This is a genomic window from Anaerobacillus sp. ABD4_527 (assembly GCF_056160805.1).
On the sequence record NZ_JBSWXZ010000001.1, the window covers coordinates 799,316 to 817,162 of the forward strand.

Sequence of the window (17,847 nt, forward strand, 5' to 3'; positions counted from 1 at the left end):
TCATGATTTATAACCAGAGGTCGAGTTCGTTCACAAGCTCTTCTACACTGCCCTTCATCATCGGTACGTCAGGTAATGACTTTACGAACAAGCGGCCATATCTTGTTGATATAATCCTTTTATCGAAAACAAAAACCGCTCCTCTGTCCTTTTGAGACCGCACAAGACGACCGAACCCCTGCTTAAATCGTATGATGGCTTCAGGTAAGGAAAGTTCCATGAAAGGATTTCCACCTGAATGCTTTAGTTTCTCAGACCTTGCTTGAAATACAGGATTGTCTGGAGGCGAAAACGGCAATCGAACGATGATCAGGCAGCTTAGATCTTCACCAGGAATATCGACACCTTCCCAGAAGCTGCTCGTTCCAAAAAGAATCGCATCGTCACTTTCTTTAAAGTTCTTCGTTAATCGAACGCGACTACCGCTATCGACGCCTTGACTGATCAACGTTAAGTCGTCATGCTGCATAAGCTCTTTCATCCTTAGGTGAGCTTTTCTGAGCATATCGTACGAGGTGAATAGCACAAGCATCCTACCTCTTGTTACTCTTGCTATTTTTAAAATCGCGTCTGTAATGTGATCCACAAATTCATAGTCAGAGACATCTTTTATCATTGGAAGGTTTGTTGGGATCATCAACCTTGCTTGCTCTGAATAATCGAACGGTGATTCGTAACGGTACGTCTTAGGTCCATACTCATCCAGTCCAAGTCTCTTAATGATAAAGTCGAACGAATTTCGAACGGTTAGCGTGGCAGATGTAAGAAGAATACTCTTCTTTTTACCAAAGTATTCTTGTGATAACAGTTCGCCTACCTCGACAGGTCGACTGAATAGAAAAGCTGAGTTGATCGCACCTTTCGGATCGATCTCTACCCATTTAACGTCATTCGACTGATCTTGTAGCAATAAATAATCGATCTTCGCAAGCTCCTCTAGTACGGAAGCGTGTAGGCCTTTGAAATCTGCAGCAGCATTGATTTGCTCTCGCGTTAAGTCGTCTTCATTAAGATCTAATTCTTTCTCGATCTTTACTAACAATTTATCGAGGTCTTTTAAGTAAAAGACGAGCCGATGTGCTGCCTCCTGGATCGCATCCCAGGATGAGCCCTTTTCATCAGTAAGTCTATAACTTAAGCGACCGATTTCATTCGAACGGTTGATGTTCTTCTGCACATACCGATGCAGCATTCTAAAGAGCTCATCTAAATCTGACAGTATCGTTTTAACGTATGCATCGATATCTGATGTGATCTCATCAAGTTCAACACCGATGTTTTTAAGGATACCCACCGTTTTTCCATAAAGACCATCTCCGTCTTTCAAACCCATTCTTACGAAGCCTTGTAGAATCGAAAAGTAATCGGTTTTCACTCCAAAAAACTCTGTAGCGATATCCTCAAGATGATGAGCTTCATCGATGATAGCTTGTTGATACGCTGGTAAAAGCTGATGATCGTTGATCAAATCACTAAAGAGAAGAGCGTGATTCGTGATGATAAGATCAGCGTTCATGGCTAACCGTTTTCTGCGGTGATAAAAGTCTCTTGAAAACCATGGTGACCGGTGATTTGCTGATACAGTCGCATCGCTCTTTATTTGTTGCCAGAATAACTTTCCACCGCTCGAAAGGTTTAGTTCCTCTACGTCTCCATAGTCCGTCTCAAGCAGCCAGACAAGTATTTGAGCTTTCGTTAAGATGGTGTCATAGTTATTCTCTTCGAATTGAAATAGCTGTTGTTCAAACCTCGTCATATCAAGATAGTTGCTTCTACCCTTTAAAACCGTTGCTTTAAAATCGAACGGTAAGATTTCTCTTAAGAACGGGATATCTCTTTGAAGCAATTGTTCCTGAAGTTGAATTGTATGCGTACTTACGACGACTGGTTTATTCGTGTTTTTCGCATGAGACACACCCGGCAAAAGGTAGCCAAGCGATTTGCCGATACCCGTTCCTGCTTCGATCAGAACATGGTGATTTGTATCAAAAGCATCTGCTACACTTCTCATCATGTCGTTCTGGCCATCACGTGTCTCATAACCAGGTATGATCGTTGCCATGGTCGTAGCTAGATTTTGTTGAATCTCATCAAAGGGGATCGGTTCTTTTAATGGTTCGGCTACTTCAACCTCCACTTGCCTCTTTAACGCAATATCGCGAAAGATTTCAAACTCCCCTTCAGGCTCAATCGCTTTCTCTTTCGTTTCGATTAGTTCCTCTACAATGGTTTCCATGTCACTTAAGAGTCTTGGACTAAGTTCAGCTAGCTGTTTTAACGTGACGACTGGAAGAGATTCGAGTTTATGAAATAAGTATTTCAAAAGTTCTCCCGTCACCTCTGCATCACTGTCCGCCTGATGCGGGTTGTCGTGAACGATTTCAAGGTGGTCGGCTAACCACGACAATTTATAAGCTTCTGCTTGCGGAAGGAAGATTCTTGCGAGCTCTACAGTATCCAAAATCGGACCATCAAAAGGCTCGTATCCACTTTCATCAAGCTCAGCGTTCATAAAGTTCAAATCAAATCTAACATTGTGCGCAACAAAATAAGCCCCATCAAGTCGTTTTAGCAGCTCAGGAGCTACTTCATCAAAAAGTGGAGCGTCTTTAACATCTTCGTCAGAAATCCCAGTCAACTGCTGTATAAATGATGGAAGAGGCTGTTCTGGGTTCACATAGGACGAATATCGGTCCACGATGGTTCCATCTTCTATAACGACCAAGCCGATTTGTATGATTCGATCTCCATTTTTCGGAGAATTTCCCGTTGTTTCAAAATCAATAACTGTATAGCGGTTCATTCTTTTCACTCCAGTTGCTTCAAACCTTACTCTCACCTGTATAACTTTATCACTTTTTAAGTCGAACGGAAAATAATTTTGAAAAAGAAAAGCTCTGGAACGTTTACCAGAGCTTTTATACCTATAGAATGGTTGAAGCAGGTTCCGCACCGATCATATCTACGATTTCATTTCGATCGTTCATGATCGCTACTCGAGGTGTGAACTGTTTAGCTTCTTCTTCACTCATCATCGCATAGCCAACGATTATGATAACATCATCTGGTTGCACGAGTCGTGCTGCCGCTCCATTAAGACATACGACGCCAGAACCTCTTTCCCCTGGGATAATGTACGTTTCGAGCCTTGCACCATTGTTATTATTTACGATTTGAACCTTTTCATTCGGATACATCCCCACAGCATCGATGATATCCTCATCGATCGTTATACTCCCAACATAATTTAGGTTGGCTTCCGTTACGCGGGCTCTGTGGATCTTCCCCTTCATCATCGTCAAAAACATGCTGATTACACTCCTATCGGGATTTCACTTCTAGTTACGATCACATTATCGATCAGTCTTGCTGCTGAAAACTGAACAGCTACAGCTACGATGATATCTTCATCGATCGCTTCGATCGGTTTTAAACCTGGATAAGAAAGCACTTCTACATAATCGATCTCTCCAACGGTCTGTTGAAGGCTTTCCTCAACTAATTCTTTGATTTTACCTGCGCTAGTTTCACCACTTCTGATCGCTTCTTTTGCACTTACTAAAATATTTGAGAGCTGTGATGCATCCGTTCGCTCGGATGGTGTTAAATAGACGTTTCGTGAACTTTTTGCAAGACCATCCACTTCTCTTACGATGGGACAAGGGACGATTTCAACAGGTACATTGAAGTCTTCTACTAATCCTTTGATAACAGCGACTTGCTGTGCATCTTTTAATCCAAAATAAGCACGATCTGGTAAAACGATTTGGAATAACTTTAGTACGACTGTTGCTACACCATCAAAATGACCTGGTCTTGATTCACCGCATAGAGTATCAACTCGTTTATTCACAGTTAACGTTGTCGTACGGTCCTCAGGGTACATCTCATCAACATGCGGATAAAATAAAATATCCACGCCAGCTTCTCTTGCTAGCTCTTCATCTCGTTTAATGTCCCTTGGATACCTGTCGAAGTCTTCGTTTGGTCCAAATTGAAGTGGATTAACAAAGATGCTCATCACAACGATGTCGTCCTCTTCTCTAGCTCTTTCAACTAAGCTCGTGTGACCTTCATGAAGAAACCCCATCGTAGGGACAAACCCGATCGTATTGCCGAGCTTCATTTGTTTTTTCGCTTCTACTTGCATGTCTTTTATTGAGGAGATGATCTTCACGACTTCTCACCTCCATACATCGCAGCGAGCTGTTCTTCTTTCATGTTAAAAGAGTGTTTTGGTTCTGGAAATGATTGCTTTTTAACATCATCAATATAGGACGTGATCGACTGCGATACGGTCTCACCTATCTCGGCGTACTGTTTCACAAACTTAGGCACGTGGCCACTTCCGTAACCGACTAAATCATGGTAGACGAGCACTTGACCGTCTGCTTGGACACCTGCTCCTATTCCTATCACAGGAATCGTAAGCTCTGACTTTACGATTTCCGTTAATTGCTGTGGTACGCATTCAAGGACGAGGGCAAAAGCACCAGCACGTTCGATCGCCTTTGCATCATCGAGCAGCTTGGCTGCTTCCTCGCTTCCTCGCGCCTGCACTTTATATCCACCTAATACGCCTACAGATTGCGGCGTTAGTCCAAGATGACCCATTACCGGTACACCTGCCGTGGTAAGTTTCTCGATATGCGTGATAACATCTCCTGCGCCTTCGAGCTTTACGGCATGCGCTCCTGCTTCTTGCATCAATCGTCCTGCTTGAGCTAACGTTTCACTAGGCGAACTATGGTACGTGAGAAACGGTAAATCGCTTACAATAAACGTATGACGTGCGCCTCTATTTACGGCCTTTGTATGAAGAACCATATCATCCATCGTTACAGGAACAGTAGAATCATAGCCAAGGACTACCATACCAACGGAGTCTCCTACTAATAAAAGGTCGATTCCAGCTTCCTCTGCAAGTTTTGCAGAAGGGTAATCGTACGCAGTCAACATGGCGATCGGATCATTGTTTTCCTTCATCTTTTTAAAATCACTCGTTGTTTTCAATTGTTTCTCCTCCTTTTCTAGAGGAAACTAAAACCGTACAAAAAAACTCCTGGTAGAGGTTAACGGTTGACAGGGGTACCCTAATCGGCCTGTAATTGCACACAGGCATACCGCAACACTCCAACATCCAGGAGGTTACATATCGGTTTCATCCCTCTGTCCCAGTCCGCTACGGATCAAGGCAGAATATTTTTGTTCACTCATAAAACGGTGCGGTTCTTAAAGAAGATACCGCCCTTACACCTGTAGTATAGCAGATTATCTTACGTTTGTGGAAAGGAATCAGCAGATTTCAATATCAGCTGAATAGATGTGGTGCGTCTTGCCGTCACTCGATTCTAACAACAAAACGCCTTCTTCTGTAATCCCTTTCGCTAATCCTTCGATAACGCCGTTTAATGTTCTTGCTTTGATTTTTCTTCCAAGACTGATGGCATAGCTTTCCCATAAAAGCTTGATCATACGGAAGCCATTTTCCATGTACTCGGTATAAAGTACTTCAAGTTCATTCAGTATCGCTGCGAGTAGCGCTGCACGATTAACATCTTCACCGCTTTCGATTTTCAACGAAGTTGCTGTTGTTAAATCTGTAGGGAAATCTGATTCATCTGCATTTACATTGATTCCCATACCAATGATCACCGACTTGATTTGATCCGCTTCTGCCTGGAGTTCTGTTAGAATGCCAACGATTTTCTTGCCATTTATCAAGATATCGTTCGGCCACTTTATTTCAGCTTCCAGGCCGGTTTGTTTCTTGATTGCTTGAACAACACTTACTGCGGCGATCAAGGTAAATTGAGGTGCGCGCTGAGGCGGTAACTTCGGTCGCAAGATGATGCTTGTCCAAATGCCACTGCCTTTGGGGGAATGCCATGATCTTCCTAATCTTCCTTTGCCTTTTGTTTGCTCGTCAGCAACGACGATCGCCCCATCTTGTATCCCGCTATGTGCTAAGTTATGGGCAATAAACTGCGTCGTTTCAACAGAAGAATAGGCATGGATTTCTCTACCGATAAAGTCGGTAGAGAGTTTCAGGCTGATTTCTTCCTTAGAAAGCGAATTCGGACGCGTTACGATACGATATCCTTTCTTTTGAACAGCTTCAACTTCATACCCATTCTTCCTTAGTTCAGCAACATGTTTCCATATCGCCGTTCGTGATACGTTTAACGAATCACTGATCATCTGTCCTGATACATATGTGTCGGTATGGTCTTCAAGCATTTGCAACAATCGCTGTCTTATTGAGTCTGCCAATATTCAAGCCACCTTTTAATGCTAGTTTTCTCATTCTTAATTTCTTCTTTAAGTACCCCTTGCTCAATTCGTTTCAAGTATTCTCCTACCCATGGACCTGGTTTTTGTCCGGTCCATGATAAAAGATCTTCGCCTGTTACCGCTAGCTCATTAGAAGAAGTGATGGGAAGATCTAATGCGATCTGATCGATGTTTTCATATGTAGGAACACGATTTTGCACGCAAGCTAAGACACGTTCACTTTCTTTCTCGTATGGAATGGCAAAATAAACCGTCTCTCGATTCCATCCTTCGATCTTCACTTTCTCTATCGTACTAAGGATTTTAGTAACCTTCTTTAGAACGTCGTTAGAGTGTCGCCACCCTTTTAAAAACGTAGTTGGATCATCATGATCATTTGCAAGCCATGCGAGTCTTTCTTCTTTCGACTCTAAAATACTTACATCCATTCCTTTTTCTAAGTACGCTTTCCGATCTGCCAATCCCGGCAAATAAGCGTATACTCCGGTATCTACGATTAATTTTAGTGCTTTGACGACTGCAGGCCCCGCGAGAAGCTTGTTGAATTCTACTGTCATTCTTTCAACTGCGATATGAGATAACAATGGAGCACTTTTCTTAATAGCCTTTAAGGTTTCTTCTTCAAAGCGAAATGAGAACACGCTCAAGAATCGTAATGCTCGTAACATTCTCAAAGGATCTTCTGAAAACCGCTCATCTGGATCACCTACTGTACGGATCACTCCGCGTTTTAAGTCTTCTCTTCCACCGAACGGATCAACAACTTCACCATTTTCTCCGATCGCCATACTGTTCATCGTGAAGTCTCTTCTTGCAAGGTCTTCATCAATACGATTCAAAAAAGTGACTTCTGAAGGATGACGGAAATCATTGTAGTTATCCTCTGATCGGAACGTTGTTACTTCAAAAGGTTCACCTTCAAGGACGACCGTTACCGTTCCATGTTGAACGCCAGTTGGAATGACTTTTTCAAAAAGCTTCATCACCTCGTTTGGATGAGCAGAAGAAGCGATATCGAAATCTGAAACAGGCAAACCTAATAAAAGATCTCGGACTGCTCCTCCTACGATATAAGCGTCATATCCTGCGTTCTTCAATGTCCGCATCACATTAAGAGACTTCTTAGCAGTATCACCTTCGAGTTGGATCAAACTAGCTCCTCCTGAATGGTTTTATAGTAAAGCGACTCGTATTGCTCTAAGATTAACTCCGATGCAAATTTTCTTTGAACCGCTTTAAGAGACGCTTCGCTAAACTTTTGATGTAGTTCACGATCTGATAGTAGTCGGAGAGCATAAGATGCGATTTCGTCTATATTCCCTACCTCAGCAATGTATCCATTTACTTCATGATCAATGACTTCAGGAATTCCCCCTATGTTTGTTCCGATTGCAGGAACTCCACAAGCCATCGCTTCTAAGGCAACTAAGCCGAAGCTTTCTTTCTCAGACAGAAGTAACTTTAAATCACTGATCGACAAAATTTCAGCCACGTTTTCCTGCTTTCCAAGAAATTTCACTTTATCATTCAATCCAAGATCACTTACTAGGCGACAGGCGACTTGTATTTCAGGACCATCTCCTATCAGAAGAAGTTTAGCTGGTAATTGCTTTTGAACACGATCGAAAACTTTTATGACGTCTGGTACTCGCTTCACACCTCTAAAGTTCGAAATGTGAACGATAACTTTCTCTTCCTCTTTGATACCATACCCTTTTCGTAAATCTTCGCGTCGCTTAGGATAGTAAACTCTTTCATCTACAAAGTTATAAACGGTTTCAATCGGTTTACTTGTCTCGAGCAGTTCTTGCGTTTGTCTAACTAGATCATCAGAAACCGCCGTAACACTGTCCGATTTCTCGATTCCAAAGCGAATTAGCTGTGTAAGAGAAGGATCGTAGCCAAGCACTGTTATGTCTGTTCCGTGAAGCGTTGTCACGATCTTAACATCGCCTCCGACCATTTCTTTTGCAAGAAACGCACACACCGCATGTGGAACAGCATAGTGAACGTGTAGGAGGTCTAGGTTCTCACGTTGGATGACTTCTGCCATTTTACTAGCTAGTGTCAGGTCATAAGGTGGGTAACGGAATACGGCGTATTGATTAACTTCTACCTCATGAAAGAATATGTTTGGATGAAATGTATCGAGCCTAAACGGGACGCTGCTCGTAATAAAATGTACCTCATGCCCCTTTTCAGCTAGCATTTTTCCGAGCTCAGTCGCGATTACTCCAGAACCACCAACCGTCGGATAACATGTGATGCCGATTTTTAACTTCATTCTCTTTCTCCTATTCTAACGGTATCTCTTTCAGACAAAGCATGTTCTTAGAAATAAATCCTTCTGCATAGTCAACGCCAGACTCTTTTCCATAAAGGTATTCTCGATGAATGACTTTTTGAACATACCCGTTTGTTAATGGTGTTTCTACACTATCTTCCCCTAGAACAAATTGACTTTCATAAGCTTCTAACGCTTGTTTCTTCGCATCGATCTGTTCTGAAACATCAATTGTGAACTGTGGTTTATGAAAACCGTTTATAAAATAATAGTAAACGCGCGTTACTTTGTGCGCCTTCCCAAGATCAGGTTTGTAGTTTCGTATCCCTGCTGAAAAGACGGCTTCCTCGACCAATGTTGCAGCATGTCCATGATCAGGATGACGATCATCAAAGTATGGCATAAAGACAGCAGACGGCTTTACCGCTCGAATAAGTTCAACGCACTTTTCCATCGAGCCTTCATTAACACTAAGTCCCCGGTCAGGAAGACCGAGGTTATAGCGATTTGAAACTGTAAGAATGTCTGCTGCTGCTTTTGCTTCTACTTTTCTTTGTGCTACCGTCCCATTCGATGATAGTTCTGCTTCAGTTAAATCACAAATACCAGTTCGCTTACCGTCCTCTGCAAGCTTCTTTAATGTACCAGCCATACCGATTTCTACATCATCTGCATGTGCACCAAATGCTAATACATCAAGTTTCTGTGTTTCTTCCATGTACAATTTCTCTCCAATCTAGTTCTCCTCGACCCAACGCGTGTACAAGGATTTCAGCGCTTCCCATGTTTGTTGCGAGCGGGATGTTATACACATCACACAATCTGATCAATGCTGTTACATCTGGCTCGTGAGGCTGCGCTGTCAATGGATCACGGAAGAAGATGATAGCATCCATCGCATTGTCAGCGATCATCGCACCGATCTGTTGATCGCCACCTAAAGGACCAGACTGAAAACGATGAATCGTCAGCCCTGTTTCATCGATAATGCGTTTTCCGGTCGTTCCAGTTGCATAAAGCGTGTGTGGATCTAATATTTGTTTATAGGCTAAAGCAAATCGAACGAGATCATCTTTCTTTTTATCGTGAGCAATCAAGGCGATATTCATGATACCATCCCCTATTCCATTATATTCTCAAGTCCATAAACCAACTGATCAATCTTTAAGACGGTTTCAACGGCAAGCTGCACGCCAGGCATAAACGAACCTCTGTGCATGGAATCATGGCGTATCTTCAGGGTTTGTCCCTCACCGCCAAATAATACTTCCTGATGAGCGACGAGACCTGGCAGCCTTACGCTATGAATTCTCATACCTTCGTAATCGGCACCTCTAGCCCCTTGGAGCTCTTCGCTTTCATCTTCATGACCCTGAACTTTAGGTTCACGAACCTCAGAAATCATCTTGGCAGTTTTAACAGCTGTTCCGGATGGCGCATCGAGCTTTCGATCATGATGTTGCTCAATAATCTCAACATCAGGAAAATACTTAGCTGCCATCGAAGCAAACTTCATCATCAAGACTGCACCGATTGCAAAGTTAGGAGCGATGATCGCGCCGATCCCTTTCTGCTCTGCTATTTCTGATAGCCTTTCAACATCTTCATTTGAAAATCCAGTCGTACCTACTACAGGTCTTACATTATGTTGAAACGCAATCTCCATATGCTTTTTTCCATACTCCGGCGTCGTTAAATCGATCAACACATCACACTCAACTTCAGATAGACACACGTCAAGATCGGTGTAAACCGGGGAGTCTAATGACGGGAGATCTGGAATGTCTTTTACAGTCTCTCCAGATTGTCTTGAATCCACTACAGCTGATAACGAGAAGTGATCTGTACGAGCCACGAGCTTAACTGCCTCGGTCCCCATCTTCCCTCTTGGTCCTGCTATAACGATCTTTACCGTATCCATATTATGATTCACTCTCCTCTTCTTTCTTTGTCCAACGATCTTTATCTCTTGTATTAAACTTTGTCATCACTTGATCGAATGCTTCATCTAAATCGATATTAAGTGAATTTGCAAAGCAAGTTAACACAAACAGAAGGTCACCCATTTCTTCTTCCATCGACCTTTGTGTTTCCTCGCTTTTCTTTGGCTTCTCACCATAATAATGGTTAACTTCTCTAGCAAGCTCACCTAGTTCTTCCGTCATTCTTGCTAACATCGAAAGGGGGCTAAAATACCCTTCCTTAAATTGACCTATGTATTGATCCACTTCTTCTTGCATATCTTTAATCGTCTTTTCAGACACGAGTGCTCCCACCTTTCTCATCTGCTACTATGTTAGCTAAAAGACATGTGTTTGACAAATATTTAACCATTTCTGCGCTCTGTAGAAAGTATACCAAAATCAAATTGCTGTTCGCTCATTATTTGATTATAATGAATGCTGTTGACTGTATAGGACGGAAAGGATGTTTGCATATGGAAGGAATTCGGATGAAGAATGTGATCTTCATTTTATTAGGTTCTGCAATTTTTGCTTTTGGACTCGTTCATTTTAATATGGAGAACAACTTAGCTGAAGGTGGGTTCACAGGCATAACCCTTCTACTCTATTTTCTATTTGATATCGACCCAGCCATTTCAAACCTTGTATTAAACATACCGTTATTCTTTATTGGCTGGCGTTTACTTGGCAGGAAATCATTCATCTATACGTTACTAGGGACGGTAGCGCTGTCCGTATTTCTATGGATTTTTCAACGTTACTCAGCTCTTTCGATTCCATTAAGAGACGACATGACGCTCGCCGCACTATTTGCAGGTGTGTTTATTGGATTAGGATTAGGGATTATCTTCAGGTATGGAGGAACAACTGGGGGCGTAGACATCATCGCAAGACTTGGTTTTAAATATGCGGGCTGGAGCATGGGCAGGACGATGTTCGTTTTCGATTTTTGTGTGATCGCGATTTCCCTCGTCTACTTAAACTACAAAGAAGCAATGTATACGCTCGTCGCAGTATTTATAGCAGCACGCGTGATCGACTTTATCCAACAAGGCGCTTATTCCGCAAAAGCTGCCATGATCATATCGGAAAATAACAAAGAGATTGCTGATACCATCATGAAAGAGATGGATCGCGGCGCTACCGTTTTAAACGGAAAAGGAAGCTTTTCTGGGCTGCAGAAAGAAGTGCTCTATTGCGTAGTCGCAAGAAACGAACTTTCTAGACTGAAGAGCATCATTCGCCAGGTCGACCCGCACGCTTTCGTTGCTGTTAATGACGTGCACGATGTTCTTGGTGAAGGATTTACGTTAGACGAAAACAAAAACCCAATTGAAGATTAATTGAAATAAACCATGCGTAAAGGGCAAGATTTTTGTAATTTCGGTAAAATTGGTCGGAGTGTTCACTTGGATTGATTGCAATCTAGTACAACTCCAACGGATTCTTAGTTCATACGAAAGAAAGAGGTATTCAGACTTTTACAGCATATGGAACACATTGATCAGGTTTCTCTATAAACTAAAAACCTCGCCAACAATGGCGAGGTTTATTTATTAATCTTCATTCATTCCGAGAAAGATAAACACGAAACGCACAAGTTCAAGTAGTGCAACGACCGCAGCTGCTACATAGGTAAGGGCTGCAGCATTCAATACTTTCTTCGTCTCACGCTCTTCATCGTTTCGGATGACTCCTGATGAAACAACTTGTTCCATCGCACGACTAGAAGCGTTAAACTCAACCGGTAGCGTGACTAACTGGAATAGTACGGCAGCACTCATGAAGATGATCCCGAGTAAGATAAAGTTTGAAGAAGACATCAAAATACCTGCTAGGATAACAAAATAACTGAAGTTAGAACCTAGGTTAGCTACAGGCACCAATGAATGTCTGAAGCGTAATGGAGCATAATCCTGCTGGTCCTGAATAGCGTGTCCTACTTCGTGAGCTGCAATTGCTGCTCCAGCTACAGAATGTCCATGGAAATTACCTGATGACAATCTTACTGTTTTAGAACGTGGGTCATAATGATCAGATAAATGACCGCGAACTTCTTCTACTCCTACCGAGTATAAACCATTTTCATCAAGAATTTTTCGAGCAACTTCAGCACCCGTCATTCCAGATGAGTTAGGAACTTTTGAATATTTTTTGTATGCGCTCTTCACACGACTCTGAGCCCAAAGTGGGATGATTAGAAGAAGAGCAAAATAAATTAGAATACTAGCCATTTCCATTCCTCCATAGTAGTATATCTCTATCTATCTTAACGTCAATTTTAGTCAAATAACTAGTAAAAGTCAATCATTTTACTGTCATACCAAGGTTTAATCTTTCTCAAATTGTTTATATTTCTTCACATCCGTCTTTTCTCCACGGTACTTTCGGTAGAGAACGTATAGCAATGTGACCGTTATTATCCCACCTATAGAAATTATCATCCACACGATCGATGATTCGTTTTTCTCAACATGACCTTCATAAACCTCTTTAAAGTCTGACTTCATCGTTTCAAGCTGTGTAGCTAGCTCTTTTTTATGAGAAGATCCGTAATTTTCAAAGAATGCAATGTGTGAGTCGAGTCTTTGCTGCATTTCAGTCGAGAGATCGATGCCAAGTGCTGGTCTAATCACGCTATAAGACCCTAAAAACTGCTGGAGATCTCTTTCATAAACCTTATAATCCCTATGCGCTACGGCTGCTTTCATTTCATCGATCAGACCGAGCATCTTATCGTCCGTTTGACGCCAAATAGGCTGTTCTTCTGTAACAAGTGCATCTACAGCAAGACGAAATTCTGTAAGTGCCTTCATCCGCTGCTCCGTTTCCTGATCGGCGGCTGTGACTGAATGTAGAGCTCTATTGTGAGTGTTCAAGACAATGCGCATTTCAGTGATCGTCAATTCTGTATTCTCTTCGCCTGGAAACACTTCTTCAAACTTCTCGAGCATTGCTTTTGCCCTTTCGAACTCTTCTTGCTTACCAAACTCTAGAACTTTCGATGCGAAATCATCCCATGCTTGTCTCGTATCCGATTCAGCTGCAAAAGCGTTAATAGGAAGAATGAAAAGCAATAAAAGCAGGAGTAATCCTCTAACCATACCTGTCCCTCCTTCATCCTACTTCAATGTATGATAAAAGGGACAAGAGTAGACCATTAACTCTTGCTTAACGAAGTTCTAACTTGAATCGTGAATTCCGAATGGTTAACAAGTAAACAAGGAGAATGGAAGCTAACGATAGCCAGAAGGTAAAATAACCGATTTGAGATGTGTATTCATGAAGCATCGAATACCTAGGCATCTGTCCGAACACGTAATCGATCACATCATTATGTAACGTCCAAATCGCAACGACGATCAAATGCCAGCTTTTGATTTTATAAAAAGGAGAGTAAAGCAACCCTTCGACTGCCATCCCAAAGTGGGAGATGATCAGCATGATTGCAATCGGAGATAGGACGCCCGTCACTTGCATCACCATCACGTTCATAACGACGGCCCAAATTCCATACTTGAAAAGAGTTACAGCAGCTAACGCCTCAAGTAACGGCCAATTTTTGCCGAGTAAAAATGCGATCAATACAAAGCAAAAAAACAAGCTAGCTGTTGGACTATCAGGTACAAACAACAAGAAGATAGGCGCAGTTTCTTCAAGCTGCCAACCATACCAGTAATACCCGTAAGCTGTGCCTAATACATTGATAATCAACATGCCCCAAAGAAACGGTTTTGATCTTAGTATATAGAAAAGTTCATGTATCATCTGACTTCTCCTCTAAATGATTGAAAAAAAGCTGACCGTTACAGTCAGCTTTCTTCTAATTATTTATTCGCTTCAACAGTTTCAACGATAAAGGTAGCTAATTTATCAAGCTCTTCATCAGAACCTTTGAACGCATTAGCTGGCATTCCGCCAATTCCATTTACAGCGATATCTTTAATTTGTTCTTCTTTCAAACCGGTCTCAAGAAGTGATGGACCTGAGCCACCTTGTAAGCTGTCACCGTGACATCCGATACAGCTTTGAGAAGAATAAATCTGATAACCTTCTGACTCTTTGTCTACAGTTGCCTCAACGATTTTACCTTGCTTAGCTTGTTTTTCCCAGTCATGAGTAACAACAGATTCCCAAGTTAAGTAAACAGTTGAGATAAGACCAAGCAACATAAGAGCAGTCGCTACAGGACGCTTCGCAGGACGTCTCTCAGGACCACGGTCTAGCCAAGGCGCTAACAATAGAGCACCGAAAGCAAGACCTGGCATGATGATCGTACCTACAAGCGTATAATCTCCTGCCGCATATTTATACTTCAAGAGCTGATACAAGAATAAGAAATACCAGTCTGGAAGTGGTGTATAAGTTGCATCCGTTGGATCCGCTACACGTTCAAGCGGAGACGGATGAGCAATCGTTAGTGCTAGGTAACCGATAAGGAATACAGCACCAACCATCCATTCTTTTAATAGAAAGTTCGGCCAAAACGCTTCTGTTTTGCCGGGGTACTCTGAATAATCTTTTGGAATGTTAGGCTTTCTCTGCGCAGGGATACGCGAGTCGCCTACAAACTTCATTCCTTTTCCGCGATGCATCTGTCCCCCTCCTTCGTAAAAAAATAATATGGTATTTACAAGTCGATCAGCCGTATCTTACAACGGTCCAGAAATACCCTGCTTTCGAATCATGATAAAGTGGGCACCAAGCAATCCAAGCAGCGCTGCTGGAAGGAAGAACACATGAATCGCAAAGAAACGAGCAAGTGTTTGAGCCCCGATGATTTCTCCCCCTGCGAGTAGCGTTTTCGCCCACTCACCTACTACTGGGATGGTAACTGCAATTTCCAGACCAACTTTTGTTGCGAAAAGTGCTTTCATATCCCAAGGAAGAAGGTATCCTGTAAATCCTAGACCAAGCATTACGAAGAAAATTAGTACACCGACAACCCAGTTAAGTTCACGAGGCTTCTTATATGAACCTGTAAAGAACACTCGTAGGGTATGTAGAAACATCATAACGATAACTAAACTAGCTCCCCAGTGGTGCATTCCTCGAACAATTTGTCCAAATGCTACTTCGTTCTGAAGGTAGTATACGGACTCCCAGGCGTTCACAATGTCCGGTACATAATACATTGTAAGGAACATCCCGGATAAAATTTGGATTACTGTAATAAAAAACGTTAATCCTCCAAAGCAATAAACAAACGCTGAAAAGTGGTGAGCAGGGTTAACGTGCTCAGGCACTTCGTGATCCGCAATATCGCGCCACATAGGCGTAATATCTAAGCGTTCATCTACCCAATCATAGATCTTGTTTAACATAGATTACGCCCCCTAACGTGGTTCAGGTTTCCCGAGGTAAAGTTTTCCATTCTCGACTTTCTTGTTGTAAACATCAAGTGGTGCAAGAGGCGGTGTGCCCGGAACGTTCACGCCGTCTTTCGTGTAACGCCCTGCATGACATGGGCAGAAAAACTGGTCAGGATATGCAGGATTTGAACCCCAGTCGACAGTACATCCAAGGTGTTTACAAACAGGTGAAAGTGCGACAATCTTATCGCCTTCCTCTTTGTAAATCCAAGCGGATTGCGTTACTTCAGATTCGTACCAACCATCAACCTGGTCGATTTTGAATTCTTTACGAACTGGCTCAGTTGTAATTTCACTTGTTTCCATAACAGGAACAAAATCCTGCTTCGATTTTTCCTTTAACAATGGGTCGATCGCAAATCGAACCATCGGCATAAGCATTCCAGCTGCCATAAACCCACCTACACCAGTCAGGCTGTAGTTTAGAAATTGGCGTCTTGTTACTTCCTTCTTCTTCGCCATTGGTTTCCCCCCTATCCTATGAAGTCAGTCCAGCCGGACGTATAATACACACATATAACTAGGACATTCCTATGATAGCGTAGTCACTCTTACGCTGTCAATATTCTGATTAGTCTTTAGCTTGCCTCAAATCAGCCTTTTATACTACTTTGCCACTTATTTGTTACAAATTGCAGGACTTGTTTGATTTGTGCTGAAACCGTTTCAATTTTATACTGCTCATCCATGTGTTCGAGTGGAATCGCAGGCATCCATAATAACCCGCTTGAAAGCTGATTTTCTGACTGCTTCCATTCAACGTCAGAAGTAAGTGTAATGATATGCTTCATCCCACCCTCCATCAGTTCAGCTTCTACTTGTTTCAGTCTCGTTGTACGTGAGGCCTCATCTTCTGACTGAAGGTAAGTAAATGCAGGAACAAGCAGAAGGCGCCCTTTCAATTGCCTTTCGAGCTCATTTGCGATTATAGAAATATATTCTCCCATCGAAACGGTGCTCTTTACATTTGATGTAAGAGAAATTGGAATCAAAGGAATAACAGCAGTATCCACGTATTCTTTTTCTTTTACGTAAACCCCTATATCCGATTCAGTCCATTTCATGTTCTAGTCTCCCTTCCTTGTCCAATTAAATGCCATAAAGTTTTTTCGAATTCTCTGTTTAAAAGATGATCATATTCTAAAGGTAAGTCGATCCAGATTCTTCGATCTTCCTCCCGCGCAATATTATTCACGATCATCCACATTGCTTTGCTATTAAGGAGTGAAGGGTTAAATAGCTTCAAGTGAAGATATGAATCCCCTTTTTCTTCCCTTGAGAGAAAAAAGTCCCCAGCTTCACTACTATACAACTCTATTTTCTCAATGTATACATCACTTAAGACTGGAATATAAGGAAGCGGATAGTAAATTTCATATGGAAAGAAAGAGAAACGACTGTCTTGAAAACTGTTAGCGAGTGCTTTTCTTTTCGTGATAGGGTCTTGAGATTTGTTAAAGCTTATTGAATCAGCCTCTCCTCTGATTACGCCCGCTGGTATACGGGCTGATACGACAGTCGAAGTCAACATCATATTTAGTTTGTTTGAGAGCTGATTAGCACTCAGATTGCTTTTCTCCGTTGCATAGCCAATCCATTTAATCGATGAAGATGAATAAGCTCTTTCCATAAGCGCTTTCATAAGCGAGGGTGCGATTCCCCTCCCTCTGAAATCAACATCTGTGCGCAATCGGCCTAGAATGCCAATTTCATTTTCAAATGTTGTCAGCCCTGCTATCCCTACTAAACGGTCATCGTCAAAATATCCCAACAGTGAGTCTTGTTCTACAAGTCTAGGGAAGATACGAACAATATAATCGTCATGAATGTTCGTTTTCATTCTCTTTAGTTGACCATAATCTGAATATGTTAAGTATCTGATCACCTTTGAACCTCCACACTTTCACCATGTAAACCTTTTAAAAGTATAAAA

The 17,847-nt window shown here is 42.1% G+C and carries 20 protein-coding genes; 1 reads left to right on the forward strand and 19 read right to left on the reverse strand.

Annotation, left to right across the window (positions count from 1 at the left end; translation table 11 throughout):
* Positions 1-7 precede the first annotated feature (7 nt).
* From dinG to ACXAHI_RS04235, 11 genes are all read right to left on the reverse strand, one after another.
* Positions 8-2,803, reverse strand: coding sequence for an ATP-dependent DNA helicase DinG (gene dinG / locus ACXAHI_RS04185; protein WP_474846156.1), 2,796 nt, complete (start codon positions 2,801-2,803; stop codon positions 8-10).
* A 121-nt stretch (positions 2,804-2,924) separates the two neighbouring features.
* Positions 2,925-3,308 carry an aspartate 1-decarboxylase gene (gene panD, locus ACXAHI_RS04190; RefSeq protein ID WP_474846158.1) on the reverse strand — a complete coding sequence of 128 codons (384 nt, stop codon included), beginning with the start codon at positions 3,306-3,308 and terminating at the stop codon, positions 2,925-2,927.
* A 5-nt stretch (positions 3,309-3,313) separates the two neighbouring features.
* Positions 3,314-4,177, reverse strand: coding sequence for a pantoate--beta-alanine ligase (gene panC, locus ACXAHI_RS04195; protein WP_474846160.1), 864 nt, complete (start codon positions 4,175-4,177; stop codon positions 3,314-3,316).
* A complete protein-coding gene (gene panB, locus ACXAHI_RS04200; RefSeq protein ID WP_474846162.1) occupies positions 4,174-5,013 on the reverse strand; it encodes a 3-methyl-2-oxobutanoate hydroxymethyltransferase in 840 nt (279 codons plus the stop codon). Before panB ends, panC begins: the two co-directional genes overlap by 4 nt.
* A gap of 282 nt (positions 5,014-5,295) precedes the next feature.
* Positions 5,296-6,273, reverse strand: a complete 978-nt coding sequence (locus ACXAHI_RS04205) for a biotin--[acetyl-CoA-carboxylase] ligase (protein ID WP_474846164.1) — start codon at positions 6,271-6,273, stop codon at positions 5,296-5,298.
* Positions 6,258-7,445, reverse strand: coding sequence for a CCA tRNA nucleotidyltransferase (locus ACXAHI_RS04210; protein ID WP_474846165.1), 1,188 nt, complete (start codon positions 7,443-7,445; stop codon positions 6,258-6,260). Before ACXAHI_RS04210 ends, ACXAHI_RS04205 begins: the two co-directional genes overlap by 16 nt.
* Complete coding sequence (gene bshA, locus ACXAHI_RS04215; protein ID WP_474846167.1) at positions 7,442-8,578, reverse strand: N-acetyl-alpha-D-glucosaminyl L-malate synthase BshA; 1,137 nt, start codon at positions 8,576-8,578, stop codon at positions 7,442-7,444. Before bshA ends, ACXAHI_RS04210 begins: the two co-directional genes overlap by 4 nt.
* A gap of 10 nt (positions 8,579-8,588) precedes the next feature.
* Positions 8,589-9,296, reverse strand: a complete 708-nt coding sequence (gene bshB1, locus ACXAHI_RS04220) for a bacillithiol biosynthesis deacetylase BshB1 (protein WP_474846169.1) — start codon at positions 9,294-9,296, stop codon at positions 8,589-8,591.
* A complete protein-coding gene (mgsA, locus tag ACXAHI_RS04225; protein WP_474835329.1) occupies positions 9,274-9,687 on the reverse strand; it encodes a methylglyoxal synthase in 414 nt (137 codons plus the stop codon). Before mgsA ends, bshB1 begins: the two co-directional genes overlap by 23 nt.
* Before the next feature lie 11 nt (positions 9,688-9,698).
* Positions 9,699-10,499 carry a 4-hydroxy-tetrahydrodipicolinate reductase gene (gene dapB, locus ACXAHI_RS04230; protein ID WP_474846171.1) on the reverse strand — a complete coding sequence of 267 codons (801 nt, stop codon included), beginning with the start codon at positions 10,497-10,499 and terminating at the stop codon, positions 9,699-9,701.
* A gap of 1 nt (position 10,500) precedes the next feature.
* The gene (locus ACXAHI_RS04235; protein ID WP_474846173.1) at positions 10,501-10,863 is read right to left on the reverse strand and encodes a nucleotide pyrophosphohydrolase; all 363 of its coding nucleotides are present in this window, start codon (positions 10,861-10,863) and stop codon (positions 10,501-10,503) included.
* A 152-nt stretch (positions 10,864-11,015) separates the two neighbouring features.
* On the opposite strand from ACXAHI_RS04235, the gene ACXAHI_RS04240 reads away from it, so the two are divergent.
* Positions 11,016-11,885: a YitT family protein gene (locus ACXAHI_RS04240; protein ID WP_270179035.1), complete on the forward strand. Its 870-nt coding sequence runs from the start codon at positions 11,016-11,018 to the stop codon at positions 11,883-11,885.
* A 213-nt stretch (positions 11,886-12,098) separates the two neighbouring features.
* Here the strand turns inward: ACXAHI_RS04240 and ACXAHI_RS04245 are convergent, their stop codons facing one another.
* From ACXAHI_RS04245 to ACXAHI_RS04280, 8 genes are all read right to left on the reverse strand, one after another.
* Positions 12,099-12,776: a zinc metallopeptidase gene (locus ACXAHI_RS04245; protein WP_474846175.1), complete on the reverse strand. Its 678-nt coding sequence runs from the start codon at positions 12,774-12,776 to the stop codon at positions 12,099-12,101.
* Positions 12,777-12,872: 96 nt separating this feature from the next.
* Positions 12,873-13,646: a sporulation protein YpjB gene (locus tag ACXAHI_RS04250; RefSeq protein WP_474846176.1), complete on the reverse strand. Its 774-nt coding sequence runs from the start codon at positions 13,644-13,646 to the stop codon at positions 12,873-12,875.
* A 67-nt stretch (positions 13,647-13,713) separates the two neighbouring features.
* Positions 13,714-14,307, reverse strand: a complete 594-nt coding sequence (gene lhaT, locus ACXAHI_RS04255; RefSeq protein ID WP_474848064.1) for a lipoprotein heptaprenylglyceryl N-acetyltransferase LhaT — start codon at positions 14,305-14,307, stop codon at positions 13,714-13,716.
* A gap of 62 nt (positions 14,308-14,369) precedes the next feature.
* Entirely contained in the window at positions 14,370-15,137 is a 768-nt protein-coding gene (locus ACXAHI_RS04260; RefSeq protein WP_474846178.1) for a c-type cytochrome, read from the reverse strand.
* Between the two features lie 57 nt (positions 15,138-15,194).
* A complete protein-coding gene (gene qcrB, locus ACXAHI_RS04265) occupies positions 15,195-15,866 on the reverse strand; it encodes a menaquinol-cytochrome c reductase cytochrome b subunit (RefSeq protein ID WP_194221909.1) in 672 nt (223 codons plus the stop codon).
* 12 nt (positions 15,867-15,878) lie between these two features.
* A complete protein-coding gene (locus tag ACXAHI_RS04270; RefSeq protein ID WP_474846179.1) occupies positions 15,879-16,376 on the reverse strand; it encodes a Rieske (2Fe-2S) protein in 498 nt (165 codons plus the stop codon).
* Positions 16,377-16,507: 131 nt separating this feature from the next.
* Positions 16,508-16,978 (reverse strand): YpiF family protein, encoded by a 471-nt coding sequence (locus ACXAHI_RS04275; RefSeq protein ID WP_474846181.1) that lies wholly within the window; start codon positions 16,976-16,978, stop codon positions 16,508-16,510.
* Positions 16,975-17,799 (reverse strand): GNAT family N-acetyltransferase, encoded by an 825-nt coding sequence (locus ACXAHI_RS04280; RefSeq protein ID WP_474846183.1) that lies wholly within the window; start codon positions 17,797-17,799, stop codon positions 16,975-16,977. Before ACXAHI_RS04280 ends, ACXAHI_RS04275 begins: the two co-directional genes overlap by 4 nt.
* Positions 17,800-17,847 lie beyond the last annotated feature (48 nt).